The sequence below is a fragment of the Marinobacterium nitratireducens genome, assembly GCF_014645375.1.
Classification (GTDB): Bacteria; Pseudomonadota; Gammaproteobacteria; order Pseudomonadales; family Balneatricaceae; genus Marinobacterium_A; species Marinobacterium_A nitratireducens.
The window spans coordinates 361,896-388,772 of the sequence record NZ_BMLT01000002.1 but is presented as its reverse complement, the minus strand read 5'-3'; the positions used below and the strand labels follow the sequence as shown (position 1 = coordinate 388,772).

Annotated in this window: 24 protein-coding genes; 11 read left to right on the top strand and 13 right to left on the bottom strand. The window is 64.3% G+C overall.

The features are described 5' to 3' along the window. Positions 1–29 precede the first annotated feature (29 nt). The 7 genes from nuoH to IEX85_RS04690 form a co-directional block, all read right to left on the bottom strand. On the bottom strand, positions 30–974 hold the full coding sequence (gene nuoH, locus IEX85_RS04720) for an NADH-quinone oxidoreductase subunit NuoH (RefSeq protein WP_188858859.1): 945 nt from the start codon (positions 972–974) through the stop codon (positions 30–32). Continuing rightward, positions 967–3,723 carry an NADH-quinone oxidoreductase subunit NuoG gene (gene nuoG, locus IEX85_RS04715; RefSeq protein WP_229721793.1) on the bottom strand — a complete coding sequence of 919 codons (2,757 nt, stop codon included), beginning with the start codon at positions 3,721–3,723 and terminating at the stop codon, positions 967–969. The genes nuoH and nuoG overlap by 8 nt, the downstream gene beginning before the upstream one ends. An 839-nt stretch (positions 3,724–4,562) precedes the next feature. Further along, entirely contained in the window at positions 4,563–5,846 is a 1,284-nt protein-coding gene (nuoF, locus tag IEX85_RS04710; protein ID WP_229721792.1) for an NADH-quinone oxidoreductase subunit NuoF, read from the bottom strand. Then, positions 5,843–6,358: an NADH-quinone oxidoreductase subunit NuoE gene (gene nuoE / locus IEX85_RS04705; protein ID WP_188858856.1), complete on the bottom strand. Its 516-nt coding sequence runs from the start codon at positions 6,356–6,358 to the stop codon at positions 5,843–5,845. Before nuoE ends, nuoF begins: the two co-directional genes overlap by 4 nt. A 156-nt stretch (positions 6,359–6,514) precedes the next feature. Further along, positions 6,515–8,278 carry an NADH-quinone oxidoreductase subunit C/D gene (nuoC, locus tag IEX85_RS04700; RefSeq protein ID WP_188858854.1) on the bottom strand — a complete coding sequence of 588 codons (1,764 nt, stop codon included), beginning with the start codon at positions 8,276–8,278 and terminating at the stop codon, positions 6,515–6,517. Then, positions 8,278–8,910 carry a NuoB/complex I 20 kDa subunit family protein gene (locus tag IEX85_RS04695; RefSeq protein WP_188858852.1) on the bottom strand — a complete coding sequence of 211 codons (633 nt, stop codon included), beginning with the start codon at positions 8,908–8,910 and terminating at the stop codon, positions 8,278–8,280. Before IEX85_RS04695 ends, nuoC begins: the two co-directional genes overlap by 1 nt. Further along, positions 8,907–9,311 (bottom strand): NADH-quinone oxidoreductase subunit A, encoded by a 405-nt coding sequence (locus IEX85_RS04690; RefSeq protein WP_188858850.1) that lies wholly within the window; start codon positions 9,309–9,311, stop codon positions 8,907–8,909. Before IEX85_RS04690 ends, IEX85_RS04695 begins: the two co-directional genes overlap by 4 nt. A gap of 154 nt (positions 9,312–9,465) precedes the next feature. On the opposite strand from IEX85_RS04690, the gene IEX85_RS04685 reads away from it, so the two are divergent. Beyond that, complete coding sequence (locus IEX85_RS04685; protein WP_188858847.1) at positions 9,466–10,395, top strand: L,D-transpeptidase family protein; 930 nt, start codon at positions 9,466–9,468, stop codon at positions 10,393–10,395. Between the two features lie 91 nt (positions 10,396–10,486). Here the strand turns inward: IEX85_RS04685 and IEX85_RS04680 are convergent, their stop codons facing one another. From IEX85_RS04680 to tkt, 6 genes are all read right to left on the bottom strand, one after another. Continuing rightward, on the bottom strand, positions 10,487–10,744 hold the full coding sequence (locus tag IEX85_RS04680; protein WP_188858845.1) for an alanine-zipper protein: 258 nt from the start codon (positions 10,742–10,744) through the stop codon (positions 10,487–10,489). Positions 10,745–10,855: 111 nt separating this feature from the next. Beyond that, positions 10,856–11,410: a L,D-transpeptidase family protein gene (locus IEX85_RS04675; RefSeq protein WP_188858843.1), complete on the bottom strand. Its 555-nt coding sequence runs from the start codon at positions 11,408–11,410 to the stop codon at positions 10,856–10,858. A gap of 246 nt (positions 11,411–11,656) precedes the next feature. Next, a complete protein-coding gene (gene fba, locus IEX85_RS04670; RefSeq protein ID WP_188858841.1) occupies positions 11,657–12,721 on the bottom strand; it encodes a class II fructose-bisphosphate aldolase in 1,065 nt (354 codons plus the stop codon). Between the two features lie 80 nt (positions 12,722–12,801). Continuing rightward, positions 12,802–13,968: a phosphoglycerate kinase gene (locus tag IEX85_RS04665; protein WP_188858839.1), complete on the bottom strand. Its 1,167-nt coding sequence runs from the start codon at positions 13,966–13,968 to the stop codon at positions 12,802–12,804. A 92-nt stretch (positions 13,969–14,060) separates the two neighbouring features. Beyond that, on the bottom strand, positions 14,061–15,077 hold the full coding sequence (locus IEX85_RS04660) for a type I glyceraldehyde-3-phosphate dehydrogenase (RefSeq protein WP_188858837.1): 1,017 nt from the start codon (positions 15,075–15,077) through the stop codon (positions 14,061–14,063). A gap of 51 nt (positions 15,078–15,128) precedes the next feature. After that, positions 15,129–17,123 (bottom strand): transketolase, encoded by a 1,995-nt coding sequence (tkt, locus tag IEX85_RS04655; RefSeq protein WP_188858835.1) that lies wholly within the window; start codon positions 17,121–17,123, stop codon positions 15,129–15,131. A 282-nt stretch (positions 17,124–17,405) separates the two neighbouring features. Here tkt and metK point away from each other — a divergent pair, with 282 nt between their 5' ends. The 10 genes from metK to IEX85_RS04605 all read left to right on the top strand — a co-directional run bounded on the left by metK (position 17,406) and on the right by IEX85_RS04605 (position 26,851). Further along, entirely contained in the window at positions 17,406–18,596 is a 1,191-nt protein-coding gene (metK, locus tag IEX85_RS04650; protein ID WP_188858833.1) for a methionine adenosyltransferase, read from the top strand. 180 nt (positions 18,597–18,776) lie between these two features. Then, complete coding sequence (locus tag IEX85_RS04645; protein WP_188858831.1) at positions 18,777–19,505, top strand: 16S rRNA (uracil(1498)-N(3))-methyltransferase; 729 nt, start codon at positions 18,777–18,779, stop codon at positions 19,503–19,505. A gap of 732 nt (positions 19,506–20,237) precedes the next feature. Next, positions 20,238–21,197, top strand: coding sequence for a glutathione synthase (gene gshB / locus IEX85_RS04640; RefSeq protein WP_188858829.1), 960 nt, complete (start codon positions 20,238–20,240; stop codon positions 21,195–21,197). Next, entirely contained in the window at positions 21,194–22,168 is a 975-nt protein-coding gene (locus IEX85_RS04635; protein ID WP_229721791.1) for an energy transducer TonB, read from the top strand. Before gshB ends, IEX85_RS04635 begins: the two co-directional genes overlap by 4 nt. A 31-nt stretch (positions 22,169–22,199) precedes the next feature. After that, complete coding sequence (locus tag IEX85_RS04630; protein ID WP_188858827.1) at positions 22,200–22,778, top strand: YqgE/AlgH family protein; 579 nt, start codon at positions 22,200–22,202, stop codon at positions 22,776–22,778. Between the two features lie 9 nt (positions 22,779–22,787). Beyond that, entirely contained in the window at positions 22,788–23,264 is a 477-nt protein-coding gene (ruvX, locus tag IEX85_RS04625) for a Holliday junction resolvase RuvX (RefSeq protein WP_188858825.1), read from the top strand. Then, positions 23,245–23,754, top strand: coding sequence for a bifunctional pyr operon transcriptional regulator/uracil phosphoribosyltransferase PyrR (pyrR, locus tag IEX85_RS04620; RefSeq protein WP_188858823.1), 510 nt, complete (start codon positions 23,245–23,247; stop codon positions 23,752–23,754). The genes ruvX and pyrR overlap by 20 nt, the downstream gene beginning before the upstream one ends. Positions 23,755–23,768: 14 nt before the next feature. After that, positions 23,769–24,773, top strand: coding sequence for an aspartate carbamoyltransferase catalytic subunit (locus IEX85_RS04615; protein ID WP_188858820.1), 1,005 nt, complete (start codon positions 23,769–23,771; stop codon positions 24,771–24,773). A 20-nt stretch (positions 24,774–24,793) separates the two neighbouring features. After that, a complete protein-coding gene (locus tag IEX85_RS04610; RefSeq protein ID WP_188858818.1) occupies positions 24,794–26,065 on the top strand; it encodes a dihydroorotase in 1,272 nt (423 codons plus the stop codon). 276 nt (positions 26,066–26,341) lie between these two features. After that, complete coding sequence (locus tag IEX85_RS04605) at positions 26,342–26,851, top strand: putative pterin-binding protein (protein ID WP_229721790.1); 510 nt, start codon at positions 26,342–26,344, stop codon at positions 26,849–26,851. Positions 26,852–26,877: the final 26 nt, after the last annotated feature.

The following is a 26,877-nucleotide window of genomic DNA, read 5'->3' as shown; positions in this document are numbered from 1 at the left end:
GGTGCGGCTCCCCGCCCGACCGCCGCCGGTCACAGGAGCACCAGAGCCGTTACCGTCAGATTCAAAAGCGCCAGCGGCAGCAGGCACTTCCAGCCGAATGCCATCAGTTGATCGTATCGGGGCCGTGGCAATGCCGCCCGCAGCAACACGAACAACAGCACGAAAAACAGCGTTTTCAGCAGGAACCAGAGCCAGGGCGGCAATACCGGTCCCAGCCAGCCGCCGAAAAACAGCGTCGTCATCAGTGACGAAATCAGGATGACGCCGAGATACTCGCCGACGAAAAACATGCCGAACTTCATGCCCGAGTACTCGGTATGGAAACCCGCCGTCAGCTCGTGCTCCGCTTCCGGCAGATCGAAAGGCAGCCGGTGGCTCTCGGCAATCCCGGCGATAAAGAACAGCACCATGGCGAGAAACTGAGGAATGCAGAACCAGAGTTCCCGCTGCGCCTCGACGATCTGGCCGAGGCTGAAGGAACCGGCCTGCAACACCACACCCAGCAGCGCCAGCCCCATGAACACCTCGTAGCTCAACACCTGGGCGGCGGAGCGCAGCGAACCGAGCAGCGCGTACTTGTTGTTGGAGGCGTAACCGCCGAGCAGGATCGCGTACACCGCCAGTGACGACATTGCCAGGAAGAACAGCAGGCCGAGGTTGAGGTCGGCAAGCGGAAAGCCCGGCGCGAAGGGAATGACCGCGAACGCCAGCAGCATGGTGGACATGGCGATCGCCGGCGCCAGAATGAACACCGGCTTGTCGGCGAACGGCGGCACGAACTCCTGCTTGCCCAGCAGCTTGAGCATATCCGCGACCACCTGCAGCAAACCGAAGGGGCCGACCCGATTGGGACCGTAGCGATCCTGCCAGAGCCCAAGCAGCCGCCGTTCGGCCCAGGTCAGCAGCGCCGCCGACAGCACCAGCGCCAGTAACAGCGCCAGAGCGCGAAAGATAATGACTGCGAACTCAGCCATTTTCCGCCTCCCGGTCCGATGCGATCAGTTGCGGCGGTTTCGGCAGCGGGCTGCGCGCCGGGCGCAGTTCCATCACCGGGCCGCTGTCCGCCGTGGCGCGCCAGAAGCCCGCGCGCTGGGGCACCGCGATGCATCCGGGCGGCAGGCTCGGGTCGATGTGAACGTAAAGGGTGTGCATCCTGCCCCGATAGTGCAGCTCGATGCTGTCCCGGTTTTCCAGCTCCAGCCGCCCGGCGGTTTGTCTATCGATGACCAGTACCGGATCGCCGGCACGCTCGCTCACAGCCCCTGCGGCATCGCTCAGCGGCTCGCCGGCGAAGACCTCGTAGCGCGGCAGCCAGGTCCGGGTGCCGGGTGCCGGCGCACTATCGGACGACCGCGGCCCGGGGGGCAGCTCCAGCGCCTCGGCGTCGATCAGCGCAGGCGCGAGGTTATCCTGCCAGTCGCCCCCGACCTCCTGCTGGAATCGATTCAGCGCCTGCGCCGAATTCCAGCCGGGCGCCCAGACAAAGGCGCGCGAGCCGCCCTGCCCGGCGGCGCCTTCCATCGAATAGCGAAACGGCGAGTCCGCATCCACGGGCGACGGCATTTCCCGTACCTCCTCGGCGGCATGAATCGCGGTGCGGCCGCTGTAGCGTGCGCTCTGCCGCGCCAGTGCGCGGCCGTCGAGCCGCAGTTCGGCGTCGACTCCCGCACGCTCGATCGCGGCCAGCGCCGGCACCTGGCGGGCCAGACATTGCCGCAACTGACCCGCCGTGCGCCAGCCGCGCAGTTCAATCCAGCCGGGGCGGGTCAGCTCGCCCCGCCGTTCGCGATAATGCCCGAGCGCGGCGGCGAACCGGCGCCAGGGTGGCGGACAGCCCGGGGCCATGACGGCTTCGTATCGCTGCAGCATGGCCGAGGCATTGACCAGGCTACCCTGCTGCTCGAACGCCGTCGGCGCCGGCAGCGCAGCATCGGCGGCGCGGGTCGACGGGGTCTCGAGGCAATCCAGCACCAGCCAGTGATCCAGCAGGGTTTTCAGCCGAGCGAAAAGCTCCGGCTGAAGGCGCCGATCAAGGTCGTTTTCCAGTACCACCAGCGTGCAGCGTCTGCCCTGCCGGCGTGCGGCTTCAATATCCTCGAACATCGTATCCAGCGCCCGCGGGCACAGCGCGGCCAGGCCAACGCTGTTGCTTTCCAACGCCGCGATATACAGCTGCGGGGCGCGCTCCGGCGTCTTCAGCGCCGCCGTTATCCTTGCCGCTGATGCCAGCAGCCTGTCGTCGACCAGGCCACAGCCGCAGACCAGCAGCGGCCGTTGCGCCTGTCGCAGCATCGCCGCGGCACGCCCGATCCAATCCCGCTGGTCAGCGGACAGGTGAGCGGACACCTGACGCCCCTCGAGCAGGTCCGCCAGCGCCGCGGATAGCTGCGCGATCACCGCCGGAGTCTCGTAGCACTGCTCCGCACTGATATCGCCGAGGGCGTTGGCGCAGGGCACCAGTTGCCAGAGCGGACTGCGCTGCCACTGCCCGAGCCCGCGCACCGCCGCATCCTGCCAGGGTGCGATCTTCTGCTGCGCCGCCAGCTCGAAGCTGCAGTTGCGGATCAGCTGACGCAGCGACAGCGCCACCCGGGGCGCCGTGGCACCGATATCCTCGCCCAGAATGAGCGCCGCGTCGCACTGCTCGATGAGATCCGGGGTGGCCAGGCTGTGCCCCTGCGCCAGGATGCGCAGATACTGCTGCAGGCAACGCCACTCGCCGCTGCCGACGCCGGCGTAGAACTGCGCCGGGCCCGCCAGCGTCGCGAGGGCGAAATTGTTCTCCAGCGACGCCCGCGGCGATCCGACCGCGAACACCGTCTGGGCGGGGTCGGCAATGCGTTCGAGCAGAGCATCCAGCAGCCCCTCGCTGTCGCTGAATTCGCCCGGACGCGGCTGGTTCTGGAAGTCGTAGCCGAAGCGGCCACGGTCGCAGAGGAAGTAACCGTTAAGCCTGGCATTGAAACGATTGCTGACACGAATTATTCGGCCATAACGTTCGGCCGGAAAGTGGTTACAGCCGACGGCGCAGTGCACGCAGACCGAGGGCGCACTCTGCTGGTCCCACTTGCGGCTGAAATGGCGACTGTAGGTGCGGTCGGTGAAAACCCCCGTGGGGCAGACCTCCACCAGGTTGCCGCTGAACGGGCTCTCCAGCACACCGTCCTGCTGACGGCCGAAGTAGACGTGATTGTGCGCCGCCTGCACCCCGAGATCGTTGCCGCCGGCATAGTCGCGGTAGTAGCGCACGCAGCGGTAGCAGGCAATGCAGCGATTCATTTCATGGTTGATGAAGGGACCGAGGTACTGGTTGCGGTGGGTGCGCTTGAGGCCAGGATAGCGGCGGAAGGTATGACCGCTCATCTCGGTCATGTCCTGCAGGTGGCACTCGCCGCCCTCCTCGCACACCGGGCAATCGTGCGGATGATTGGTCATCAGCGCCTCGATGACGCCGGCCCGGAATTCATGCGCCTGCGCAGCTTCGAGCCCGATGCGCATTCCTTCCTGCACCGGCGTCATGCAGGCTACGACCAGGCGCCCGCGACTGTCGTTCTCGTCCTGGTACTGAAGCACCGCGCACTGGCGGCAGGAACCCACCGAACCCAGTGCCGGATGCCAGCAGAAGTACGGCAGATCAAGACCGAGCGAGAGAATGGCCTGCAGCAGATTGTGCCGCGGGTCGACCTCGTACTCCCTGTCATCGATCAGAATCCGGCTCATCATGACCTCGGTTGCTCAGCGCGCATGGCTAAGCTTAGACAATGGTTGCAACCCTTGTAGGGGCCACTCGGTGAACGAAACTTTTCGTGGCCGGGCCCTTCGCTCGCGGCGCGAGCGCCTGCGGTTCCGGGTTCGTGACGTCCCTGCAGACCGAGACCAGTCGATCTGCACTGCGATCGATATTGCGGTCTTGGCGATCCTCAGCTTTCGTAGGTTGAGTCTAGGTCCGAAGGACCGTAACCCAACACAGGCTCTGCCAGCCGATACCAATCGATCTGTAATGCGATCGATATTGCGGGTCTTGGCGATCCTCAGCTTTCGTAGGTTGGGTCTAGGTCCGAAGGACCGTAACCCAACACAGGCTCTGCCAGCCGACACCAATCGATCTGTAATGCGATCGATATTGCGGTCTTGGCGATCTTCAGCTTTTGTAGGTTGGGTCTAGGTCCGAAGGACCGTAACCCAACACAGGCTCTGCCAGCCGACACCAATCGATCTGTAATGCGAACGATATTGCGGGTCTTGGCGATCCTCAGCTTTCGTAGGTTGGGTCTAGGTCCGAAGGACCGTAACCCAACACAGGCTCTGCCAGCCGGCACCAATCGATCTGTAATGCGATCGATTTGACGGGTTCCCTGAAAACCGCTCCGGCGTTTACAGGATTTCCACCGTCCCTGGCGGTTTCGCGATGCCCGTGACCCGCTGCTAACGCCTACCCCGCTGCAATGCGTCGCTCTACCCATCCTCCCGTCCGCGGATCCAGTTACGGCTAGTGACTGCCTCACGCCTCACGCCTCACGCCTCACCGATTGTGCGGCACCTTTCGCTGCGCTCAAGGTGCCCTACGCCTGACGATAGGGGCATCGTCCTTCCGCGATATGCCGCTCGAAGTCGTCGCGGAAAAACTTCAGCGCGCTCTGCAGCGGTTCCATCGCGCCCGGCGCCAGGGCGCAGAAGGTCTTGCCCGGCCCCATGAAACCGCAATGCTCCTCAAGCGTGGCCAGGTCTTCCGGCCGGCCCTGCCCGGCTTCGATTGCCTCGAGCAGTTGCCGGGTCCAGGGCAGACCGTCACGGCAGGGCGTGCACCAGCCGCAGGACTCCTGGGCAAAGAAGCGTTCCAGATTCAGCACCATGCCGACCGGACAGGTGCGGTCGTCGAGCACGATCAGGGTACCGGTACCCATGCGGCTGCCGGCCTGGCCGATACTCTCGTAGGTCATCGGCAGGTCCAGATGCTGCGGCAGCAGGAAATCGGTGGAGCCGCCCCCCGGCAGGAACCCGCGCAGGCCGTAACCCTCCTGCATGCCACCGGCGCAAATCTCGAAAATTTCCCGGATACTTGTACCCATCGGCAGCTCCCAGATGCCGGGCCTGCGCACCCGGCCGCTGGCGCCGAACAGCTTGGTGCCGCTCTCGTCGCCCAGGCCCAGGCTCCGGTACCAGTCGGCGCCGTGACGCACGATGGGCGCGACGTTGCACAGCGTCTCGACATTGTTGACCACGGTCGGCCGGCCCCAGGCACCGCTGATCTGCGGAAAGGGCGGTTTGGCCCGGGGGGTGGCACGCTTACCTTCGAGCGCATTGATCAGCGCCGTCTCCTCGCCGCAGATGTAGCGCCCGGCGCTGATGTGCAGATGCAGCTCGAGACTGAAGTCGCTGCCGAGAATATGCGTGCCGATCAGACCCGCATCGCGGGCTTCTGCAAGCGCTTTGCGCAGACATCGCGCCGGGTCGACATACTCGCCCCGCAGGAAGATATAGGCGACATCGGCCTCGATGGCATAGGCGGCGAGCAGCATGCCTTCGAGCAACAGGTGTGGATTGCGCTCGAGCAGCAGTCGGTCCTTGAAGGCGCCCGGCTCCATTTCGTCGGCGTTGGCGACCAGGTACTTGGGGTGGGGCGCACCCTCGCCCCGCGGTACCAGGCTCCATTTCACGCCGGTCGGAAAGCCCGCTCCTCCGCGCCCGCGCAGGTTGGCCGACCTGACCTCTTCGAGCACGTCTTCGGCAGCCATTCCCGACAGCGCCTTGTGCAGCGCTTCGTAGCCGCCGGTCGCGCGGTACTCGGCCAGTGACAGCGCCGTGCCATCGTCCTTCAGATGGTGCGTCAGCGGGCGCTCCATCATTCGTCCTCCCTGCTCTGGCGCAGCAGCGCCACGATCCTGTCCGGATCCAGATCGTGGTGATGCCGATCGCCGATCAGCGCCGCCGGCGCATGGTCGCAGTCGCCAAGGCAGGTGACCGGCAAAAGCGTGAACTCGCCGTCTGCGGAAGTTTCCCCAAAGTCGATGCCGAGCTCGGCCTGGATACGCGTGCGCAGGGTCTCGCAGCCGAGCATCCAGCAGGTCACGCTGTTGCACAGCAGAATCACCCTGCGCCCCACCGGCCTGCGGTAAATCAGGTTGTAGAAGGTCGCGACGGACTCGACCTCGGCGGCATCGACATTCAGGTAGTCGGCGATTGCCGCCAGACTGTGGTCCGAAACCCAGCCGCGGTGCCGCTGCACGATACGCAGCGCCTCAATGCAAAGGCCTTCGCGACGCGGGTAGCACTCGGCTTCACGCTCGATCTCCGCGCGCTCCTCATCGCTCAGATAGACCTGCGACCAGCCTGTATCGCGGGCGAATACCTCGGCCATGGCAATCTCCGATTGGTGAAGGTGACGCGTTACGCATCTTCCCCAGGTCGCTTTTTGTCACCTGTCACACGTAACCCGTCACACCGATGTTGGGTTACGGCCCTTCGGGCTCAGACCCAACCGACAAACTGTTCACTGTCCACTCACAACTGTTAACTATCGATCCACATCCGCCATCACGAAATCGATGCTGGCGATAATGGCGATCAGGTCGCTGACGAACAGTCCCCGGCTCATCAGCGGGATCATCTGCAGGTGCGGGAACGACGGCGTGCGGATACGGGTCCGGTACGACAGGGTCCCGCCGTCACTGATCAGATAGTAGGCGTTCATGCCCTTGGTCGCCTCGACCGCAACCGCCGCCTCGCCGGGCGGAATCACCGGCCCCCAGCTGCTGTTGACGAAATGCTGAATCAGCGTCTCGATATCCTCCAGGGTGCGGTCCTTCGGCGGCGGCGTGGTCAGCGGATGCCGGGCCTTGTAGTCGCCCGCGGGCATATGATCGAGACACTGCCGAACGATGCGCAGGCTCTGGCGGATTTCCTCGGCACGCACCCAGGCCCGGTCGTAGCAGTCACCGCCGCTGGCGGTCACCACCTCGAAATCGTACTGTTCATAACCGCTGTAGGGGCGTTTGCGGCGCAGGTCCCAGTCCAGCCCGGTGGCGCGCAGCCCCGGCCCGCTGGCGCCCCAGGCCAGGCCCTCGGCGCTGCTGTAAACGCCGATGCCGCGGGTGCGACGCTTGAGCGTGCGGTTGTCCAGCACCATGCTGTCGTACTCGTCGAGCCGCGCCGGCAGATAGTCGATGAATTCGCGAATCATCCGCTCCCAGCCCCGGGGCAGGTCCTGCGCCACACCGCCGATGCGAAACCAGGCCGGATGCATGCGGCCACCGGTGATCGCCTCGACGATGCCGAACAGCCGTTCCCGATCGGCGAACATGTAGAACACCGGCGACATCTGGCCGACGTCCTGGGCGAAGGTGCCGTAAAAGACCAGATGGCTGGCAATGCGGAACAGCTCCGACATCATCACCCTGATGCACTGCGCCCGGGCCGGCACCTCGATGCCGGCAAGCTTTTCCACCGCCAGCACGTACGGCAGGTTGTTCATTACCCCGCCGAGGTAGTCGATGCGGTCGGTGTAGGGAATGTAACTGTGCCAGGCCTGGCGCTCGCCCATTTTCTCGGCGCCGCGATGGTGGTAGCCGATATCCGGAACCGCCTGCACGATCTCTTCGCCATCGAGTTGCAGCGCCACCCGAAAGACGCCGTGCACGCTGGGATGGTTGGGTCCGAGATTCAGAAACATGAAGTCGCTGTCGTCGCTCTGGCGCTGCATGCCCCAGTCCTCGGGACAAAATTTCAGCGCCTCCTGCTCCCGGTCCTGGCGCGCCGCATCGAGGCTGAAGGGGTCGACTTCGGTGGCGCGGGCATAGTGATCCTTGCGCAGTGGATGGCCTTCCCAGGTCGGCGGCAGCAGGATACGACGCAGATGGGGGTGGCCGTCGAAGCGGATGCCGAACAGGTCCCAGACCTCGCATTCGTACCAGTTGGCGTTGGGCCAGAGGTCGCAGATGCTCGGCAGCGTCAGATCTTCCTCGAGCAGCGCGACCTTGACGCGCAGATCCCGGTTGCGGCTTACCGACAGCAACTGATAGACGACGCTGAAGTCGGCCGCGGGCTGCTCCTGCCGGTGCTCGCGTACCCGCTCGTCGATGGCGGTGAGGTCGAACAGCATCTCGAATGCCTGGCGCTGCGCGGCGCCCAGCAGCGCCCGCAACTGATCCCTCGGTACCCAGCAGGTTTCGATGCCGTCCGCCGTTCGCTGCCCGACCAGCCCCGGCGCGGCACTGCGCAACACCTCCAGTGACGAGTGAGGAGATTCGACATGTTCAGGCGACGACCGGACGGTATCCATCAGACGCTGTCCGGCGGTCTCAGGGTGGTGGCCTGCCTGCGACTTTCGCGCCAGCGGTCACGCTGCGACGATTTAGGGGCACGGTAAACCTCATGGCCGTCGATAACCCAGCTGAGCGGCCGCCGTTCCTCACCGATGGCCTCCTGCAGCAGTATCAGCCCCTGCAGCAGCGCCTCCGGCCGCGGCGGACAGCCGGGCACGTAGACATCGACCGGCAGAAAACGATCGACGCCCTGCACCACGCTGTAGATGTCGTACATGCCGCCGGAATTGGCGCAGGAACCCATCGAAATGACCCAGCGCGGCTCCAGCAACTGGTCGTAAAGGCGCTGAATGACCGGCGCCATCTTCATGAATACGGTGCCGGAGATCACGATCAGATCGGCCTGACGCGGCGTCGCGCGGATGACCTCGGCGCCAAAGCGGGCGATATCGTGGCGGGGCGTGAACGCTGTCGCCATCTCGACGTAGCAGCACGAGAGGCCAAAATTGAAGGGCCAGAGCGAGTGCTTGCGGCCCCAGGACATCAGCTCCTCGAGCCGGGCGGTCAGTACGCTTTGCCGGACGAATTCCTCGACCCCGGGGTCACGATCGCTGGCAATGGTGTCGGCGCGGCTCAGGTGCCAGCTCATCGTTCGCGCTCCGTCCGCTCCAGGCTACGCTGCCGCGGTCCCCAGTCGAGCGCACCTTCGCGCCAGAGGTACGCCAGCGCCGCCAGCAGCACCAGTATAAATATGAGCGCTTCGACGAAACCCGCCAGCCCGACAGCATCGAACGCCGCCGCCCAGGCATAGAGAAACACCACCTCCAGATCGAAGATCACGAACAGTATGGCAACGACGAAATAGGCCACCGACAGTCGCAGCCGGCCGCTGCCGACCGAGACGATACCCGATTCGAACGGCTCATCGGTGGCCCGCGAGCGGCGCTGCTGTCCCAGCGCGTAGGACAGTCCCAGCATCAGCGCAACCAGCGACAGCACCGCCAGGCCGTATAACGCCAGGGACCAGAGCGTTTCCTCCGTAGCGTGCATGCGAATCCCCCCTTCCAGAGCTGTAGCGCCAGGGAACCTGCGAACAGATCCCGATGAGGCTAACTATAGAAGCCACCGCGACAATCTGCAGAAGACACAGAATGAGACCTTTACAGCGTGGTTTTTTCGCGCGTTTCCGGCTAGGATCCGTGGAATGATCAAACGATACTCATTCCCTCTCCTTTGCGGCCTGGCGACGCTGTTCGGCCTGCCGGGTCAGCAGGCTCGGGCCGAAACCTTCGTGCTGCCCCCTGCGGACCAGAATGTCGTCGGCGAGATCCGGGTCACCAAGGCGCGCCAGACGGACACGCTGATCGATATCGCCCGCGCCTTCGGCCTGGGTTACGAGGAGATCGTGCTGGCGAACCCGGAGGTCGACCGCTGGCTGCCCGGCGAGGATACCCGTGTGGTACTGCCGAACCTGTTCGTGCTTCCCGACGCACCGCGCGAGGGCATCGTGCTGAACGTGCCGGAAATGCGCCTGTACTACTATCCCAAGCCACAGCACGGCGAAGCGCCTGTGGTCGTCACCTATCCGGTGAGCGTCGGCCGGATGGACTGGAAGACGCCGCTGGGGCAGACCAGGGTGATCCAGAAGCAGCAGGATCCGCCCTGGTATCCGCCGCAGTCGATCAAGGACGAACACGCCGCCAACGGCGAAATTCTGCCGGATATGGTGCCCGGTGGCCCCGGTAACCCGCTGGGCCGCTTCGCACTGCGCTTGGGGATACCGGGCTATCTGATTCACGGCACCAACAAGGAATTCGGTATCGGTATGCGCGTCACCCACGGCTGCGTGCGCCTGTACCCGGAAAATATCGAAAGCCTGTACAGCCAGGTGCCGCTGGGCACGCCGGTGCATATCGTCAACCAGCCAACCAAACTGGGATGGAACGGTCGCGACCTGGTACTGGAAGCTCACCCGGTGCTGGAAGAAGACGCCCGGCTCGACGAAGCCAGCCAGGCCGCGCTGCTGCTGGATATCGCAGCCGACGCAGAGAAGTTCGGCGCGGATGTCTCACCCGGCAGGATCCGCCTGGCGGTGACGCTCGCGGATGGCGTGCCGCGTCTGGTCGGCCGCTGAGGAAACACCTGCGGAAAAGGGCCCGGATGCCACCGGACAGTGAAGAACGGGCGGGGCGCGACGGACGCGCCCCGCCCCGAACAGCAAAAATCTACTTCATCATCGAGCGCTGGAACATGCGGTTCAGCTTCTCGTCGGTGGCCATACTGCGACTATTGGCCTCATTCGCAACCCTCAGCGCTTCGTCTGCCTTGGCATTGGCCTGGGCGGCCATATCCATGGCACGCTGCATGTCGGACTCGTGCTGCGACTTCAGCATCTCGTAATCTGCAGCGTTGCTGGCACAGCCGAAGGTCAGGGCAGCGGCTACCCCCAGAATCCCTATCTTCGTCAATTCGCGGATTCTCATCTTGAGACTCTCCCGTCAGTAAATGAATTGCCCGCAGCCGACGCAGACGGCTGCACCGCAAAGCATAGACCACTTGCGATACAACGACAGTGTATGCCAGTCAGTTTCGTATCAGAGAATTTCGACCCGAGTGCCGCGCCTGACCCAGCGGGCCAGACGCTGAATCTCGCCGTTATCCAGCGCGATGCAGCCGTTGGTCCAGTTAAGCGTTTCGTGCACCCGCCGGTCCCCGGCACCCAGACCATGAATCCCGATCTGGCCTCCGAGCGGGGTATCCTGAGGCGGCGTGATGCGCAGGTCGATGGCGCTGACGATCCGCAGGTGGGTACCGCGGTCGATACGTCCCTCTTCCAGCGCCCGGTCGGCGTAGGCCCGGTTGGGATAATCGAGACCGATGAAATAGTTGAAGCGGCTGCTCGGGTTGAACCAGCTGACGTGGAAGGTACCGAGTGGCGTTTTGCCGTCACCGCGACCGCGCTTGAGTCCCGCGCCGGCCGCGCCGAGGGCGATGCGATCGAAATGTTCCAGCACCCTTATGCCGTCCATCACCGACAGCGTCTGCGTGCGGGTATCGATCAGTACCCAGGTTTCCGCCTGCGCACGGGCGAAAGGCAGCAGGCTGAACAGCAGGCAGGCCAGGGCCAGGCAGGTGGTCTTGTTGGGCAAAGCAGCTCCCTCGACAAAAGGTCCGCCCCTTGCCGGGGCACGGTTTCCCGCCCAGCATAGGCAATTCGCGCCAGCGGAACAACAACCCGAAGCGGCATACCGGAAACAGCACCGGGCAGCAGGTGGCACGATTCGCCGCGCCCATGGTGCCCTACCCGCCCGGAAGCACCTTACGACAGATGAAAACGGGGCGGCCCCTCTCAGGCGCCGCCCCGTCTGCTGTCGCTTGAAGCCAGCCGCTTCTTCTTAATTCACCTTGGCGTCGAGTTCGCCGCGCTCGTAAAGGGCGGACATGTCCTCGAGGCTGATCGCGCGGATCTTGCTGGCGTTGCCGGCGGTACCAAAGGCTTCGTAGCGCGCGACGCAGATTTCGCTCATCGCCTTGATCGACTCCTTGAGGTACTTGCGCGGGTCGAACTCGGCCGGATTCTGCGCCAGGAAGCGGCGGATGGAGCCGGTGGACGCCAGACGCAGGTCGGTGTCGATATTGACCTTGCGCACGCCGTGCTTGATGCCCTCGACGATCTGCTCGACCGGGACACCGTAGGTTTCAGGAATCTCGCCACCGAACTCGTTGATCACCGCCAGCCATTCCTGCGGCACCGACGAGGAGCCGTGCATCACCAGGTGAGTGTTGGGGATGCGGTCGTGGATCGCCTTGATACGGTCGATCGCCAGGATGTCGCCGGTCGGCGGACGGGTGAACTTGTAGGCGCCATGGGAAGTGCCGCAGGCGATTGCCAGGGCGTCGACGTTGGTCTTGGCGACGAAGTCGGCGGCCTCGTCCGGGTCGGTCAGCATCTGGTCGTGGCTCAGGATACCCTCGGCGCCGATGCCATCCTCTTCACCGGCCTGTCCGGTTTCCAGCGAGCCCAGGCAGCCCAGCTCACCCTCGACGGAAACGCCGCAGGCGTGCGCCATTTCAACGGTACGACGGGTGACGTCGACATTGTACTCGTAGCTGGTCGGCGTCTTGCCGTCCTCACCCAGGGAGCCGTCCATCATCACCGACGAGAAACCCATCGCGATGGAGCGCTGACAGACCGCCGGCGAGGTGCCGTGATCCTGGTGCATACAGACCGGCACATGGGGAAACTCTTCGATTGCCGCCAGAATCATGTGACGCAGGAAGTTGGAACCGGCGTACTTGCGCGCACCCGCGGACGCCTGCACGATCACCGGCGAGTCGGTTTTCGCGGCCGCTTCCATGATGGCGCGCATCTGTTCCAGGTTGTTGACGTTAAAGGCCGGAATGCCGTAACCGAATTCGGCGGCATGATCCAGCAGCTGACGCATGGAGACGAGTGCCATGGTAGTACCCTTCGTTTCGTTCAGGGGCGCCGCAACGGGCGCCCGGGTTCAGTTCTTCGCCTGCGACGGTGAGGACCGTCTCAGGAATTGCCGCGCGATTCCAGCATAGCCACCGCCGGCAGCTGCTTGCCCTCGACGAACTCGAGGAAGGCGCCACCACCGGTGGAGATATAGGAAACCTTGTCAGCGATGCCGTACTTGTCCACGGCCGCCAGGGTATCGCCACCGCCGGCGATGGAGAAGCCCTGGTTGTCGGCAATGGCCAGCGACAGGGACTTGGTGCCCTCGCCGAACTGGTCGAATTCGAACACGCCGACCGGACCGTTCCAGATGATGGTGCCGGCATCTTTCAGCAACGCGGCCAGGTTGGCGGCCGACTGCGGACCGATATCCAGAATCATCTCGTCATCGGCGACATCGTCGACCGACTTCACGGTCGCGGTCGCGCTCTCGGCGAACTCGGTCGCCACGACGACATCAACCGGCAGCGGAATATTGACCTTCTCCATCAGCGCCTTGGCGACCGGGACCAGATCGTGCTCGCACAGGGAGTTGCCGACCGGCTTGCCCGCCGCGGCGAGGAAGGTGTTGGCGATACCGCCGCCGACGATCAGCTGATCGACCTTGTCGGCCAGTGCATTGAGCACTTCCAGTTTGGTGGACACCTTGGAGCCGCCGACGATGGCCGCCAGCGGGCGTGCCGGCTTGTCCAGCGCCTTGCCCAGCGCGTCGAGTTCGCCGGCCAGCAGCGGGCCCGCGCAAGCGGTTTCGGCAAAGCGCGCCACGCCGTGGGTCGAGGCCTGAGCCCGGTGCGCGGTGCCGAAGGCGTCCATCACGTAGACATCGCAAAGCGCGGCCATCTTGCGTGACAGGGCTTCGTCGTCCTTTTTCTCACCGACATTGAAGCGCACGTTTTCCAGCAGTACCAGCTCGCCCTCGCCGACCTCGAAGCCGCCGTCGACCCAGTCCTTGATCAGCGGCACGTCGCGCTGCAGCAGCTTGCCGACATGCGCCGCGACCGGCGCCAGCGAGTACTTTTCCTCGTACTCGCCTTCACTCGGGCGACCCAGGTGCGACATCACCATCACCTTGGCGCCGGCCTTCAGCGCCAGCTCGATGGTCGGCAGGGAGGCGCGGATGCGCGCGTCGGACGTCACGACGCCATCCTTGACCGGCACGTTGAGATCTTCGCGGATCAGGACGCGCTTGCCGGCCAGGTCCAGGTCCGTCATTTTCAGTACGCTCATAGAGTGTCCTACCTAAGTTTCAGAAGTTGTAAGCTGTAAGCCCCAAGCCGCAAGACGACCAGGCGCCGCTTGCCGCGTGACGCTTACGGCTTTCAGCTTTTCATCAGCCAGTGCCGGGCGACATCCAGCATCCGGTTGGCAAATCCCCATTCGTTGTCGAACCAGCACAGCAGCTTGAGCAGCGTGCCGCCACAGACCCGGGTCTGGGTGCCATCGAACACCCCCGAGCGCGGGTCGCGGTTGAAGTCCACCGAGGCGTGCGGCTCGTCGGTGTAGCCCAGCAGCCCCTGCAGCGGCCCCGCCGCCGCCCGACGGATCAGCGCGTTGACCTCTTCGCTGTCGGTGGCGCGCCGCACATTGATGGACATGTCCATCGCCGAGACGTTGATCGTCGGCACGCGCAGGTGCAGACACTCGAAACGCCCGGCCAGATGCGGCAGCAACCGGTCGATACCGCGGTCCAGCCCGGTATCCACCGGAATGATCGACTGCATCGCGCTGCGCGTCAGGCGCAGGTCGGTCTGGTGGTAACTGTCGATCACCGGCTGGTCGTTCATCGCCGAGTGCACCGTGGTGGTGACGCCGTTCTCGATACCGAACTCGCGGTCCAGCAGGTCCAGCACCGGTACCACGCAGTTGGTGGTACAGGAAGCCGCCGATACCACCCGATGTTCCGGGCGCAGCAGCTGCTGGTTCAGACCGTAGACGATGGTAGCGTCGACCTCGGCCGTCGCCGGCTGCGAAAACAGCAGTTTGCCGGCGCCCTTGGCCAGATGCAGCTCGGCATTGTGGCGATCCTTGAAGGAGCCGGAACACTCCAGCACCAGATCGACGCCCAGCGCCTTCCACGGCAGGTTGCGCGGATCCGGCTCGTTCAGCACCCGGATGCGATCGCCGTCGATCAGCAGGTCACGACCATCGTGGCTCACCGGCAGCGGAAAACGGCCGTGGGTGGTGTCGTACCGGGTCAGGTAGGTCACCGTTTCCAGATCGGACAGCTCGTTGAGCGCCACCACCTCGAAATCACGGCGGAAGCCGCACTCGTAGATGGCGCGCAGTACGCACTGCCCGATGCGGCCGTAGCCGTTGATTGCGACGCGGTATTTCATCGACGGTTCAGAACCCCGGCGAAGGCCGGCACAAGCCGGCCCTGCGACGAGTTAGAGAATGGATTTAACGGTTTCGGCGACATTTTCGGCGCTGAAGCCGAAGTGCTTGAACAGCTCGCCGGCCGGCGCCGACTCGCCGAAGCTGCGCATGCCAACGATGGCGCCGTTCAGGCCCACGTACTTGTACCAGTAGTCCGCCTGGGCGGCTTCGACGGCAACGCGGGCGCTGATGTCGGACGGCAGCACCGCTTCGCGGTAGGACGCATCCTGAGCCTCGAAGCGATCGGTCGACGGCATCGACACCACGCGCACCTGCTTGCCTTCGCCGGCCAGCAGCTCGGCGGCCTCCATCGCCAGCGCGACTTCGGAACCGGTGGCGATCAGGATGGCGTCGGGCTTGCCCGTGGTATCGCGCAGGATGTAGCCGCCCCGGGCGATGTTGGCCAGCTGTTCGTCGTTACGCGCCTGATGCGGCAGGTTCTGGCGCGAGAAAATCAGTGCGCTGGGGCCGTCGGTGCGCTCCAGCGCCGACTTCCAGGCCACCGCGGACTCGACCGCGTCGCACGGGCGCCACAGGCTCATGTTCGGGGTGTGACGCAGGTTGGCGATCTGCTCGACCGGCTGATGGGTCGGGCCGTCTTCGCCAAGGCCGATGGAATCGTGGGTGTAAACATGGATCACGCGCTGCTTCATCAGTGCCGCCATGCGCAGGGCGTTGCGGGCATACTCCATGAACACCAGGAAAGTGGCGCCGTAGGGGATGAAACCGCCGTGCAGGGCGATGCCGTTCATGATCGCCGACATGCCGAACTCGCGCACACCGTAGAACAGATAGTTGCCGCTGGCGTCATTCTTGCTGATGCCCTTGGCGCCGGACCACAGCGTCAGGTTGGAACCGGCGAGGTCGGCGGAGCCACCGAGCAGCTCCGGCAGCATCGGGCCAAAGGCGTTGAGGGCATTCTGCGAAGCCTTGCGCGAGGCGATGGTGTCGCCCTTTTCGGCCACTTCGCGAATCCAGGCATCGGCCTGCTCGGCGAAGTCCGCCGGCAGATCGCCGCTGATGCGACGCAGCAGCTGCTCGGCCAGCTCCGGGTACTCGGCGCGATAGGCGGCGAAGCGCTCGTTCCACTCGTTCTCCGCATGGCTGCCGGACTCGCGGGCATCCCAGTCGGCGTAGATGTCTTCCGGCACTTCGAAGGCGGGATGGTTCCAGCCCAGACGCTCGCGGGTCAGGGCGATCTCGTCATCGCCCAGCGGCGCGCCGTGGCACTCTTCCTTGCCTTCCTTGTTGGGTGAACCGAAACCGATGATGGTCTTGCAGCAGATCAGCGTCGGCTGAGAGCTGTTGGCCTGGGCCTGCTCGATGGCGGCACGGATCTGATCCGGGTCGTGACCGTCGACACCCGGAATCACCTGCCAGCCGTAGGCTTCGAAGCGTTTCGGGGTATCGTCGGTGAACCAGCCTTCGACTTCGCCGTCGATGGAGATGCCGTTGTCGTCCCAGAAGGCGATCAGCTTGCCAAGTCCAAGGGTACCGGCCAGGGCGCAGGCTTCGTGGGAGATGCCTTCCATCATGCAGCCGTCGCCCATGAAGGCGTAGGTGTAATGGTCAATGATGTCGTGGCCGTCACGGTTGAACTGCGCGGCCAGTGCCTTCTCGGCGGCGGCGAAGCCGACGGCGTTGCTGATCCCCTGCCCCAGCGGTCCGGTGGTGGTCTCGACACCCGGGCAGTAGCCGTATTCCGGGTGGCCGGCGGTCTTGGAGTGCAGCTGACGGAAGTTCTTGATGTCCTCGATGCTCACGTCGTAACCGGTCAGGTGCAGCAGCGAATAGATCAGCATGGATCCGTGACCGTTGGACAGGATGAAGCGGTCGCGGTCGAACCATTGCGGGTTGGACGGGTTGTGTTTCAGAAAATCGTTCCAAAGCACTTCGGCGATGTCGGCCATGCCCATCGGGGCTCCGGGGTGGCCGGATTTGGCCTTCTGGACAGCGTCCATGCTCAGCGCGCGAATAGCATTGGCAAGTTCTCTGCGAGAGGACATTAAAGCTTCTCCTGGGGTTGACCCAAACGTAAGGCGGTAGAGGACAAATTTTGGTGCGCGTAATTTTCGCCTGTTTGCCGGTCGGCATCAAATGGGAATCGGCTTTTTTTCGGCTCAAATGAAGCGAATTCATATCAAAAGCGGAAATTTTCATCCTTTTCGCAGCCAACCGTCATGCAATTTGCATCGCACGGGGCTAAAATGCGTCCCTTTAAAATGTCCGTCTGCCCGCCCGGGTCCAGACGCCCGACTCCCCCCGTTTTATGAGGATGCTTAGCTGAGATGAGCGAATACGGCTTGTTCACTTCCGAATCCGTGTCTGAAGGTCATCCGGACAAGATCGCGGACCAGATTTCCGATGCGGTGCTCGACGCCATTATTGCCGAAGACAAATACGCCCGCGTGGCCTGCGAAACCCTGGTCAAGACCGGTGTCGCCATCGTCTCCGGTGAAATCAGCACCAGCGCCTGGATCGATCTGGAGAACCTGGTTCGCGACGTGATCTGCCATATCGGCTACACCTCGTCCGACGTCGGCTACGACGGCGAGACCTGCGGTGTCATCAACATCATCGGCAAGCAGTCCGTCGATATCGCCCAGGGCGTCGACCGTTCGCGCCCGGAAGACCAGGGTGCGGGCGATCAGGGCCTGATGTTCGGCTACGCCTCCAACGACACCGACGTGCTGATGCCGGCGCCGATCACCTACGCCCACCGTCTGGTCGAGCGCCAGGCCGAGGCGCGCCGCTCCGGCCTGCTGCCCTGGCTGCGTCCGGATGCCAAGTCCCAGGTGACCTTCCGCTACGAGAACGGCAAGCCCTGCGGTATCGATGCGGTCGTACTGTCGACCCAGCACAACCCGGACGTCCATCAGGAAGACCTGCGCGAAGCGGTGATGGAGCTGATCATCAAGCACGTGCTGCCGGCCGAGTGGATCAGCCGCGACACCAAGTTCCATATCAACCCGACCGGCAAGTTCGTCATCGGCGGGCCGGTGGGCGACTGCGGTCTGACCGGCCGCAAGATCATCGTCGATACCTACGGCGGCATGGCCCGTCACGGCGGCGGCGCTTTCTCCGGCAAGGACCCGTCCAAGGTCGACCGTTCCGCCGCCTACGCCGGCCGCTACGTCGCCAAGAACATCGTCGCCGCAGGCCTTGCCGATCGCTGCGAAATCCAGGTGTCCTACGCCATCGGCGTCGCCGAGCCGACCTCGGTGTCGATCAACACCTTCGGCACCGGCAAGATCTCCGACGACAAGATCATCGAACTGGTGCGCAACCACTTCGACCTGCGTCCGTACGCCATCACCCGCATGCTGGACCTGCTGCACCCGATGTACCGCGCCACTGCAGCCTACGGCCACTTCGGTCGCGAGCCCTACGAGATGACCGTAGGCAATGACACCTTCCTCGCCTTCCCGTGGGAGAAGACCGACAAGGCCGAGGCCCTGCGCGACGCCGCCGGCCTCTGACACTCCGACTGAGGTACCAGAAGGGTCGCCCGCGGGCGGCCCTTTTTTGTGTCCCGCGCACGGCATCACGAACAGCGCAGTACCGGGGCCGGAGCGGCAGCAGGCAAAGACCACGGCCCCGGTTACGTCCCGGCCTGCGGCGTAGCATAATAGGCGCTTTTCCGGATGGAGCCCGGCGCCATGCGCATACCGCGATGCTACGAACCCCAGCCACTGCAAAACGGCCAGACACTGCCACTCGGTGACAGCAACGTGCAGCACCTGGCCCGAACGCTGCGCATGCGTGCCGGTGACCGGGTACAGCTGTTCAACGGCGACGGCCGCGACTACGCCGCAACCCTGGTCGAGGTCGACAAACGCCGCGTGCTGGCGCACATCGATGCCGCCGAAGAATCGGCGCGGGAGCCTCGGCTCAAGGTGCATATCGGGCAGTGCCTGTCACGCGGCGAGCGCATGGACTACGCCGTTCAAAAAGCCACCGAAACCGGCATGTCGCGCATGACGCCGCTGTTCTCCGAACGCTGCGAGGTCAAACTCAACAGCGAGCGCCAGGACAAGCGCCAGCGTCACTGGCAGCAGGTCGCCGTGAGTGCCTGCGAACAGAGCCTGCGCTGCAGCGTACCCGACATCGACGCGCCGCAGCCGCTGCTGGAATGGGTACAAAGCGTCGAGGCCGATCTCAAGCTGGTCTTGCACCACCACAGCGCGCGCGCCCTCGGGGAGCTGCCGCCCCCGGCGTCAGTGGCCCTGCTGATCGGACCCGAGGGTGGCCTCAGCGAAGCGGAAGTCGCCGCCGCAGCGGCCGCCGGCTTCCAGCCGGTCTGCTTCGGTCCCCGGGTATTGCGCACCGAAACCGCGCCGGTCGCGGCCCAGGCGATACTGCATTATCTGTGGGGCGACTGGGCGTGATGGCGTGAGACGCAACCTGGCGCCTCTCGTGCCGACGATACCCATCGATCTGTACTGGGATCGATATGATGGGGCCGCGATGCCCGAACGACGTGGAAGCAGTTTGCCCGTGCCGCTGCATCGCTTGTCCCATCCTACCTGCGATCTGCAGGACGGGTTACGCGATGCGCTTCGTAGGTTGGGTCTAGCGACGAAGTCGCGTAACCCAACACCGGCGGGTTCGGGAACGTACGTCGCCAACGATACCCATCGATCTGCACTGCGATCGATATGATGGGGCCGCGATGCCCGAACGACGTGGAAGCAGTTTGCCCGTGCCGCTGCATCGCTTGTCCCATCCTACCTGCGATCTACAGGACGGGTTACGCGATGCGCTTTGCGTAGGTTGGGTGAAGGTCGGAACGACCGTAACCCAACAGATGCCGTGCCGACGATACCCATCGATCTGCACTGCGATCGATATGATGGGGCCGCGATGCCCGAACGACGTGGAAACGGTTTGCCCGTGCCGCTGCATCGCTTGTTCCATCCTACCTGCGATCTACAGGACGGGTTACGCGATGCGCTTTGCGTAGATTGGGTGAAGGTCGGAACGACCCTAACCCAACACAAGCCGTGCCGACGCTGTCCCGGTCGTGGATCCGGTTAAGCGCAGCCGAAGCCTTACACTTTCCCCCCGCCTCTGCGGTACACTTGCGGTAACCGCAGGAATTCAAAAGGATGCACCCTCACATGACCCTCAAGGTTGGCATCGTGATGGACCCGATCGAGTCCATCAGTTTCAAGAAAGACAGCTCGCTGGCCATGCTCTGGGCCGCCAAGCGCAAGGGCTGGGAGCTCTGGTATATGGAGCAGCAGCACCTTTTCTCCCGCGACGGCCAGGCGATGGCCGAAATGGCCCCGCTGGACGTGCGCATGGATGCGGATGACTGGTTCAGCCGCGGCGACTACCGCAACGCGCCGCTGGCGGATCTCGATGTGATCCTGATGCGCAAGGACCCGCCGTTCAACAACGAGTACATCTACAGCACCCATCTGCTGGAACAGGCCGAAAAGCAGGGGGTGCTGGTGGTGAACCCGCCGCAGCGGCTGCGCGACTTCAACGAAAAGCTTTTCGCGACCCACTTCCCGCAGTGTTGCCCGCCGGTGCTGGTGACGCGCCGTGCCGATCTGCTGCGGCAGTTCCACGCCGAACACCGCGACGTGATTTTCAAACCGCTCGACGGCATGGGCGGCAGCCAGATCTTTCGCATCCAGAACGACGGCGTCAACCTCGGGGTCATCATCGAGACGCTGACCAAGGATGGCCGCGAAACCATCATGGCGCAGAAGTACATCCCGGAGATCCTTGACGGCGACAAGCGCATTCTGATGATCAACGGCGAACCGGTGCCCTACGCGCTGGCCCGCATTCCGATGGCCGGCGAAACCCGCGGCAATCTGGCCGCCGGCGGCAGCGCCCAGGGACGACCGCTGAGCGACCGCGACCGCTGGATCTGCGAGCAGGTCGGCCCGACACTGCGCGAGCAGGGCCTGCTGTTCGTCGGCCTGGACGTCATCGGCGACTTCCTGACTGAAATCAACGTCACCAGCCCGACCTGCATCCGTGAACTGGACAACCAGTTCGGGCTGGATATCGGTATGCAGCTGATGGACGTCGTCGAGCAGATCAAGGGAGCTCGCGAGGCGTGAGCCGGGCCGCCAACGCCATCTCGGGGCCGCCGGCAAAAGCGGCGGCCGTCGGCGCACTGGACCGCTTCGGCTTCACCCTTTTCGTCGCGCTGGCGGTACATGCCATCCTGGTGCTCGGGATCGGTTTCAGCGCCCCCGTTTTCGACCCGCCCCGCAAGGTGATCGACATCACCCTGGCGCGCTTCGAAAGCGAAAAGCCGCCTGAGGAGGCGGACTTCATCGCCCAGGCAAACCAGCAGGGCAGCGGGACCCTGGACGAGAAAAAGGCACCCGCAACGCGGGAAGAGGCGCCGTTCCAGAGCGAGGAGCTCAAGCAGCAGGCGATGCAGCAGAGCCAGCCGGTCGCGGCGGAGGCGGAAGTGCTGCAGCCGGCACCGGTGCCGGAACCCGCGCCGAAAGTCGCCGAACAGCCCTCGCCGAAGGTCGAGGCAAGCCCGGCCAAGGTCGTCACCACCGAGGCCCGGTCGGAGCAAAAGCAGGCCCGCCGCGAACCCAGACCGGAGGAAGCGGCACCGGCGCCTGTCCCCGGCGCGTCTTCGTCGCTGCTGGCCCGGAGCCTGGAAATCGCCAGTCTGCAGGCACAGCTCGACATGCAGCAGGAAGCCTACGCCAAGCGCCCGAAGATCAGGCGTTTCACCAGCGCCTCGACACTCAAGCACAGCGAGGCGGCGTACTTCGAGAACTGGCGCCGCCGCGTCGAGGATTACGGCAATCGCAACTACCCCTCGGAGGCCCGCGATAACGGCATCTACGGCAGCCTGCGGCTGCTGGTGTCGATACTGCCGGACGGCAGCGTCAAGAACATCGAGGTGCTGCACTCTTCCGGCTACCGGGTGCTCGACGAGGCGGCCGAACGGATCGTGCGGCTGGCCGCGCCGTTCCAGCCATTCCCGGTGGAGATGCGCAAAACCACCGATGTACTTGAAATAATTAGAACCTGGAAATTTGAGAATCAGGCCCGGCTGTACTAATCCTTAGGTGAAACCCCTAAGGACTCCCAAGATGTCCCCCAAGCCGCAAAGTCTGCGGGATCACTTCCTGATCTCAATGCCCCACATGCACGACCTCCACTTCGCCCAGACGGTCACCTACATCTGTGACCACAGCGAGTACGGGGCCATGGGCATCGTGATCAACAGGGCCATCGATCTGCGCCTGGACGACCTGCTCAAGCACCTGAGCCTCGAACGCAGCATACAGGTGCGGGACAACCGCCAGGTTTACGCCGGGGGTCCCGTACAGGGTGAACGCGGCTTCGTGCTGCACCGAAGCCCGCCAGGGGGCAGCGTACCCTGGCTCGCCACCTACCAGGTCACCGACGACGTCTGCCTGACCACCTCCATCGACATCCTCGAAGCCATCGCCAGCGGCAGCGGCCCCGCCGATGCCCTCATCGCCCTCGGCTATGCCGGCTGGGGCGCCGGACAGCTGGAACGGGAAATCAGCGAAAATGCCTGGTTAAGCTGTCCTGCCAATTTGGATATAATGTTCCGGATTCCGGCCGACGAGCGCTTGCAGGCGGCCGCATCCACACTGGGTATCAACCTGGACCTTCTCACCGCCCAGGCGGGACATGCATAACGAGACTTAATGAGCGCAGACTGCCAGCAGGCACTAGCCTTCGATTTCGGCACAGGCCGGATTGGTGTCGCCGTGGGTCAGGCACTGACCGGCACCGCGACCCCCCTTTCCCCGATCAATGCCCGGGACGGCATCCCCGACTGGAACGCACTGGACCCGTTGATAGCCGAATGGGCTCCCGACGCCCTGGTGGTCGGCATTCCGATCAACATGGACGGCAGCATCAGCGAGATGGCCCGCCGCGCGCGCAAGTTCGCCAACCGCCTGCAGGACCGCTATCAGCGCCCCTGCTACCTGATCGACGAGCGCCTCAGCACCGCCGAGGCCAAGCGCATTCATCACGCCGCCGGCGGCGGCAACAACTACCGCAAGGAATCGGTGGACGGTATCGCCGCGCAGCTGATACTCGAAAGCTGGTTCGCCAGCACAGACCGCATTCCCAGCCATACCAAACTGGAAGAGATCTATGACATCGGGAAGCCTTAGCGTCGACGCCCTGCTCGACAAGATGGGCACTGAACTCAAGGCGCTGCTGGAACAGCGCCATATCGACAACCCGCTGATCGTCGGCATCCGCACCGGCGGCGTCTGGGTCGCCGAACGACTGCAGCAGCAACTCGGCCTCGAGGGGCCGATCGGCATCCTCGACATCTCCTTCTACCGCGACGACTTCACCCAGAAGGGCCTGCACCCCAGCGTGCAGCCGTCGCAGCTGCCCGGCGACACCGAGGGCCGCCACATCGTCCTGATCGACGACGTGCTGATGTCCGGCCGTACCGTGCGGGCGGCGCTGAACGAATTGTTCGACTATGGCCGCCCGGCATCGGTGACCCTGGTCACGCTGCTGGATCTGCAGCGTCGGGAGCTGCCGATACAGGCCGACATCATCGGCGGCACCCTGGCCATCGGTCCCAACCAGGTGGTCAAGCTCAGCGGGCCGGACCCGCTGGAACTCAATATCCGTCAACGAACCTGAGCCAAGCCAACATCATGTTTGAGCCGCAAGATCCGAACCGGATCCAATTGAACAGCAAAGGCCAGCTGAGGCACTTCCTCACCACCGAAGGCCTGTCACGGGAACTGCTGACCGAAATTCTCGATACCGCCGACTCCTTCATCGACATGGGCGCCAAGCAGATCAAAAAGGTACCGCTGCTGCGCGGCCGCACCGTCGTGAACCTCTTCTTCGAGGCCAGCACGCGCACCCTCAGCACCTTCGAGCTGGCAGCCAAGCGCCTGTCCGCCGACGTGCTGAACCTGAACATCAGCACCTCCTCGACCTCCAAGGGCGAAACCCTCAAGGACACCCTGATGACCCTGGAGGCGATGCACTCGGACATGTTCGTGGTGCGCCACGCCGACAGCGGTGCGGCGCATTTCATCGCCAGCCGCGTCACACCCGATGTGGCCGTGATCAACGCCGGCGACGGCCGCCATGCACACCCGACCCAGGCGATGCTCGACATGCTCACCATCCGCCGCCACAAGGGCGCCTTCGAGCCGCTCAAGGTCGCCATCGTCGGCGACATCCTGCACTCCAGGGTGGCGCGCTCGCAGATCCATGCCCTGCGCATCCTCGGCGCCAGCGAAATCCGGGTCATTGCCCCCAAGACACTGCTGCCGCGTCATATCGAGGCGATGGGAGTCAAAGTTTTCACCGACATGAAATCCGGCCTCGACGAAGTCGACGTCATCATGATGCTGCGGCTGCAGAAGGAACGTATGAACAGCGCCCTGCTGCCGAGCGAATCCGAGTTCTACCGGCTCTACGGCATGACCACCGAGAAGCTGGCCTATGCCCGTCCCGATGCCGTGGTCATGCACCCCGGGCCGATCAACCGCGGAGTCGAGATCGAATCCGCGATCGCCGACGGCCCCCGCTCGCTGATTCTCGACCAGGTCACCAACGGCATCGCGGTGCGCATGGCGGTGATGTCGATGGCAATGAGCGGCCAGATGGTCGAACGACAGCATCCCCAGGTACAGGCGCAGTGACCGGACAGGAGCCACAGCAGATGAATATCAGGATTACCGGTGGCCGCGTAATCGACCCGAGCCAGCAGCTCGATCAGGTGACCGACCTCTTTATTGCCGACGGCCTGATCGCAGGCATCGACACCGCACCGGCGGGCTTCGAGGCCGGGCACACGCTGGATGCATCCGGACAGGTGGTGTGCCCGGGCCTCGTCGACCTCTGCGCCCACGTTCGCGAGCCCGGCTACACCCACAAGGGCAGCATCGCCCGCGAATCCGCCGCGGCCGCAGCCGGCGGCATCACCACTCTGGTGACGCCGCCGACCACCAGCCCCATCGTCGATACGCCGGCGGTGGCGCAGCTGATCCAGGACAAGGCCCGCGAAACGGGGCTGGCCCGGGTGCTGCCGATGGGCGCGCTGACCCGCGGCCTCGAGGGCGAGCAGCTGTCACCGATGCACGCGCTGGCCGGCTCCGGCTGCATCGCCTTCAGCAATGCCCGGCTGCCGATCCGCAGCAGCCTGGTGCTGATGCGCTGCCTAGAATACGCCGCAACCCACGACCTGCTGGTGTTGTTCCAGGCCCAGGATGCCGAGCTTGCCAAAGGCTGCATGCACGACGACAGCACCAGCACCCGGCTTGGCCTTGCCGGCATTCCGGAAGCGGCGGAAACCGTCGAGGTCGCGCGCTGCCTGATGCTGGTCGAGCAGACCGGGGTGCGCGCCCACTTCGGCCAGATTTCCTGCGACCGCTCGGCACGCATGATCATCGAAGCCCGGGCCCGCGGCCTCAACGTCAGCGCCGATGTCGCGGTGCACCACCTGCTGCTCAGCGATGTCAATGTCGACGGTTTCGACAGCAACTACCACGTCATCCCGCCGCTGCGCAGCCAGCTCGATCGTGCCGGCCTGCGCCAGGCGCTGCTGGCGGATGGCATCCAGGCCATCTGCTCCGACCACCAGCCCCACGACGCCATCGCCAAGCAGGCGCCGTTTGCCGCGACCGAGCCAGGCATGAGCGGACTCGAGACGCTGCTGCCGCTCTGCCTGATGCTGGTGGAACAGGACCTGCTGGAGATGCCGCAGCTGATCGCCAAGCTGAGCTGCGAACCCGCCGCAATCCTCGGCATCGACGCCGGCACCCTCAAGCCCGGGCGCGCCGCGGACGTTTGCATTTTCGATCCTGCAGCCCGCTGGACCCCCAGCGCCGCCGCGACCCGCTCCGGCGGCGGCAACAGCCCCTTCATGGGCACCGAGCTGCGCGGTCGGGTCACCCATACCCTGCTCGCCGGCGAGCAGGTATTCAAACTCTGACCGGCGCAAAATGCGGCGCCGCCCGGTGCCGCATTTCGCTGCCATTTTCCATTTAAGACTTGCCGAAGCTGCCGAAACAGGGCGCAATTGTGGCAATTCCGGAAACAACCAAACAAGCGTTTTAATTTATTGCCTCCAAGGTCAGCACCAGGCTTTGCTTTCCTCTCTGATTCCTCTAGGCTAGGGGCTGCACGGCTCCTGTCGGCGCACACCAGTGCATTGCGACAGCGGCGACCGCACCGAAAACCTCCAGCACCAAGCACAAGGAATCCGCATATGCCCGTCTCAAGATGCCTGACCCCGGCATTGGGTTTTGCCGCCATGATGCTGGCGTCTACCGGCTCGAACGCAACCGAGCCTCCCTCCGGCGATCCGGTACTGACCGTCAGCGGACGGATCAGCGAGTTCAACGTCGACAACCACTTCGTGTTCGACATGGCCATGCTGGAGGCGATGCCGCAACACAGTTTTGTCACCAACACGCCCTGGCACCCGGAAGCTCACGAATTCAGCGGCCCCCTGCTGCGCGAGGTACTGGCACGGGTCGGCGCCGAGGGCGAAAACATCCAGGCCATCGCGCTCAACGACTACAAGGTCGATATCCCGGTAGAGGATGCGCGCAGGTTCAACATGATCGTCGCCCGCCTGATGGACGGCGCACCGATGTCGGTGCGCAACAAGGGCCCGCTGTTCATTCTTTATCCGTTCGACAACGAGAGCGAAACCCAGTCACAGATCTACTACAATCGCGCGATCTGGCAGCTCAAAGCGTTAAACATCGAATAACCGGCTTTCAGAGACTGAAACTAATA

Coding starts and splice junctions, on each gene's coding strand:
- nuoH (WP_188858859.1), bottom strand. CDS start 974: ATGGCTGAGTTCGCAGTCATTATCTTTCGCGCTCTGGCGCTGTTACTG.
- nuoG (WP_229721793.1), bottom strand. CDS start 3,723: ATGATGAGCCGGATTCTGATCGATGACAGGGAGTACGAGGTCGACCCG.
- nuoF (WP_229721792.1), bottom strand. CDS start 5,846: ATGATGGAGCGCCCGCTGACGCACCATCTGAAGGACGATGGCACGGCG.
- nuoE (WP_188858856.1), bottom strand. CDS start 6,358: ATGGCCGAGGTATTCGCCCGCGATACAGGCTGGTCGCAGGTCTATCTG.
- nuoC (WP_188858854.1), bottom strand. CDS start 8,278: ATGGATACCGTCCGGTCGTCGCCTGAACATGTCGAATCTCCTCACTCG.
- IEX85_RS04695 (WP_188858852.1), bottom strand. CDS start 8,910: ATGAGCTGGCACCTGAGCCGCGCCGACACCATTGCCAGCGATCGTGAC.
- IEX85_RS04690 (WP_188858850.1), bottom strand. CDS start 9,311: ATGCACGCTACGGAGGAAACGCTCTGGTCCCTGGCGTTATACGGCCTG.
- IEX85_RS04685 (WP_188858847.1), top strand. CDS start 9,466: ATGATCAAACGATACTCATTCCCTCTCCTTTGCGGCCTGGCGACGCTG.
- IEX85_RS04680 (WP_188858845.1), bottom strand. CDS start 10,744: ATGAGAATCCGCGAATTGACGAAGATAGGGATTCTGGGGGTAGCCGCT.
- fba (WP_188858841.1), bottom strand. CDS start 12,721: ATGGCACTCGTCTCCATGCGTCAGCTGCTGGATCATGCCGCCGAATTC.
- IEX85_RS04665 (WP_188858839.1), bottom strand. CDS start 13,968: ATGAGCGTACTGAAAATGACGGACCTGGACCTGGCCGGCAAGCGCGTC.
- IEX85_RS04660 (WP_188858837.1), bottom strand. CDS start 15,077: ATGAAATACCGCGTCGCAATCAACGGCTACGGCCGCATCGGGCAGTGC.
- tkt (WP_188858835.1), bottom strand. CDS start 17,123: ATGTCCTCTCGCAGAGAACTTGCCAATGCTATTCGCGCGCTGAGCATG.
- metK (WP_188858833.1), top strand. CDS start 17,406: ATGAGCGAATACGGCTTGTTCACTTCCGAATCCGTGTCTGAAGGTCAT.
- IEX85_RS04645 (WP_188858831.1), top strand. CDS start 18,777: ATGCGCATACCGCGATGCTACGAACCCCAGCCACTGCAAAACGGCCAG.
- gshB (WP_188858829.1), top strand. CDS start 20,238: ATGACCCTCAAGGTTGGCATCGTGATGGACCCGATCGAGTCCATCAGT.
- IEX85_RS04630 (WP_188858827.1), top strand. CDS start 22,200: ATGTCCCCCAAGCCGCAAAGTCTGCGGGATCACTTCCTGATCTCAATG.
- ruvX (WP_188858825.1), top strand. CDS start 22,788: ATGAGCGCAGACTGCCAGCAGGCACTAGCCTTCGATTTCGGCACAGGC.
- pyrR (WP_188858823.1), top strand. CDS start 23,245: ATGACATCGGGAAGCCTTAGCGTCGACGCCCTGCTCGACAAGATGGGC.
- IEX85_RS04615 (WP_188858820.1), top strand. CDS start 23,769: ATGTTTGAGCCGCAAGATCCGAACCGGATCCAATTGAACAGCAAAGGC.
- IEX85_RS04610 (WP_188858818.1), top strand. CDS start 24,794: ATGAATATCAGGATTACCGGTGGCCGCGTAATCGACCCGAGCCAGCAG.
- IEX85_RS04605 (WP_229721790.1), top strand. CDS start 26,342: ATGCCCGTCTCAAGATGCCTGACCCCGGCATTGGGTTTTGCCGCCATG.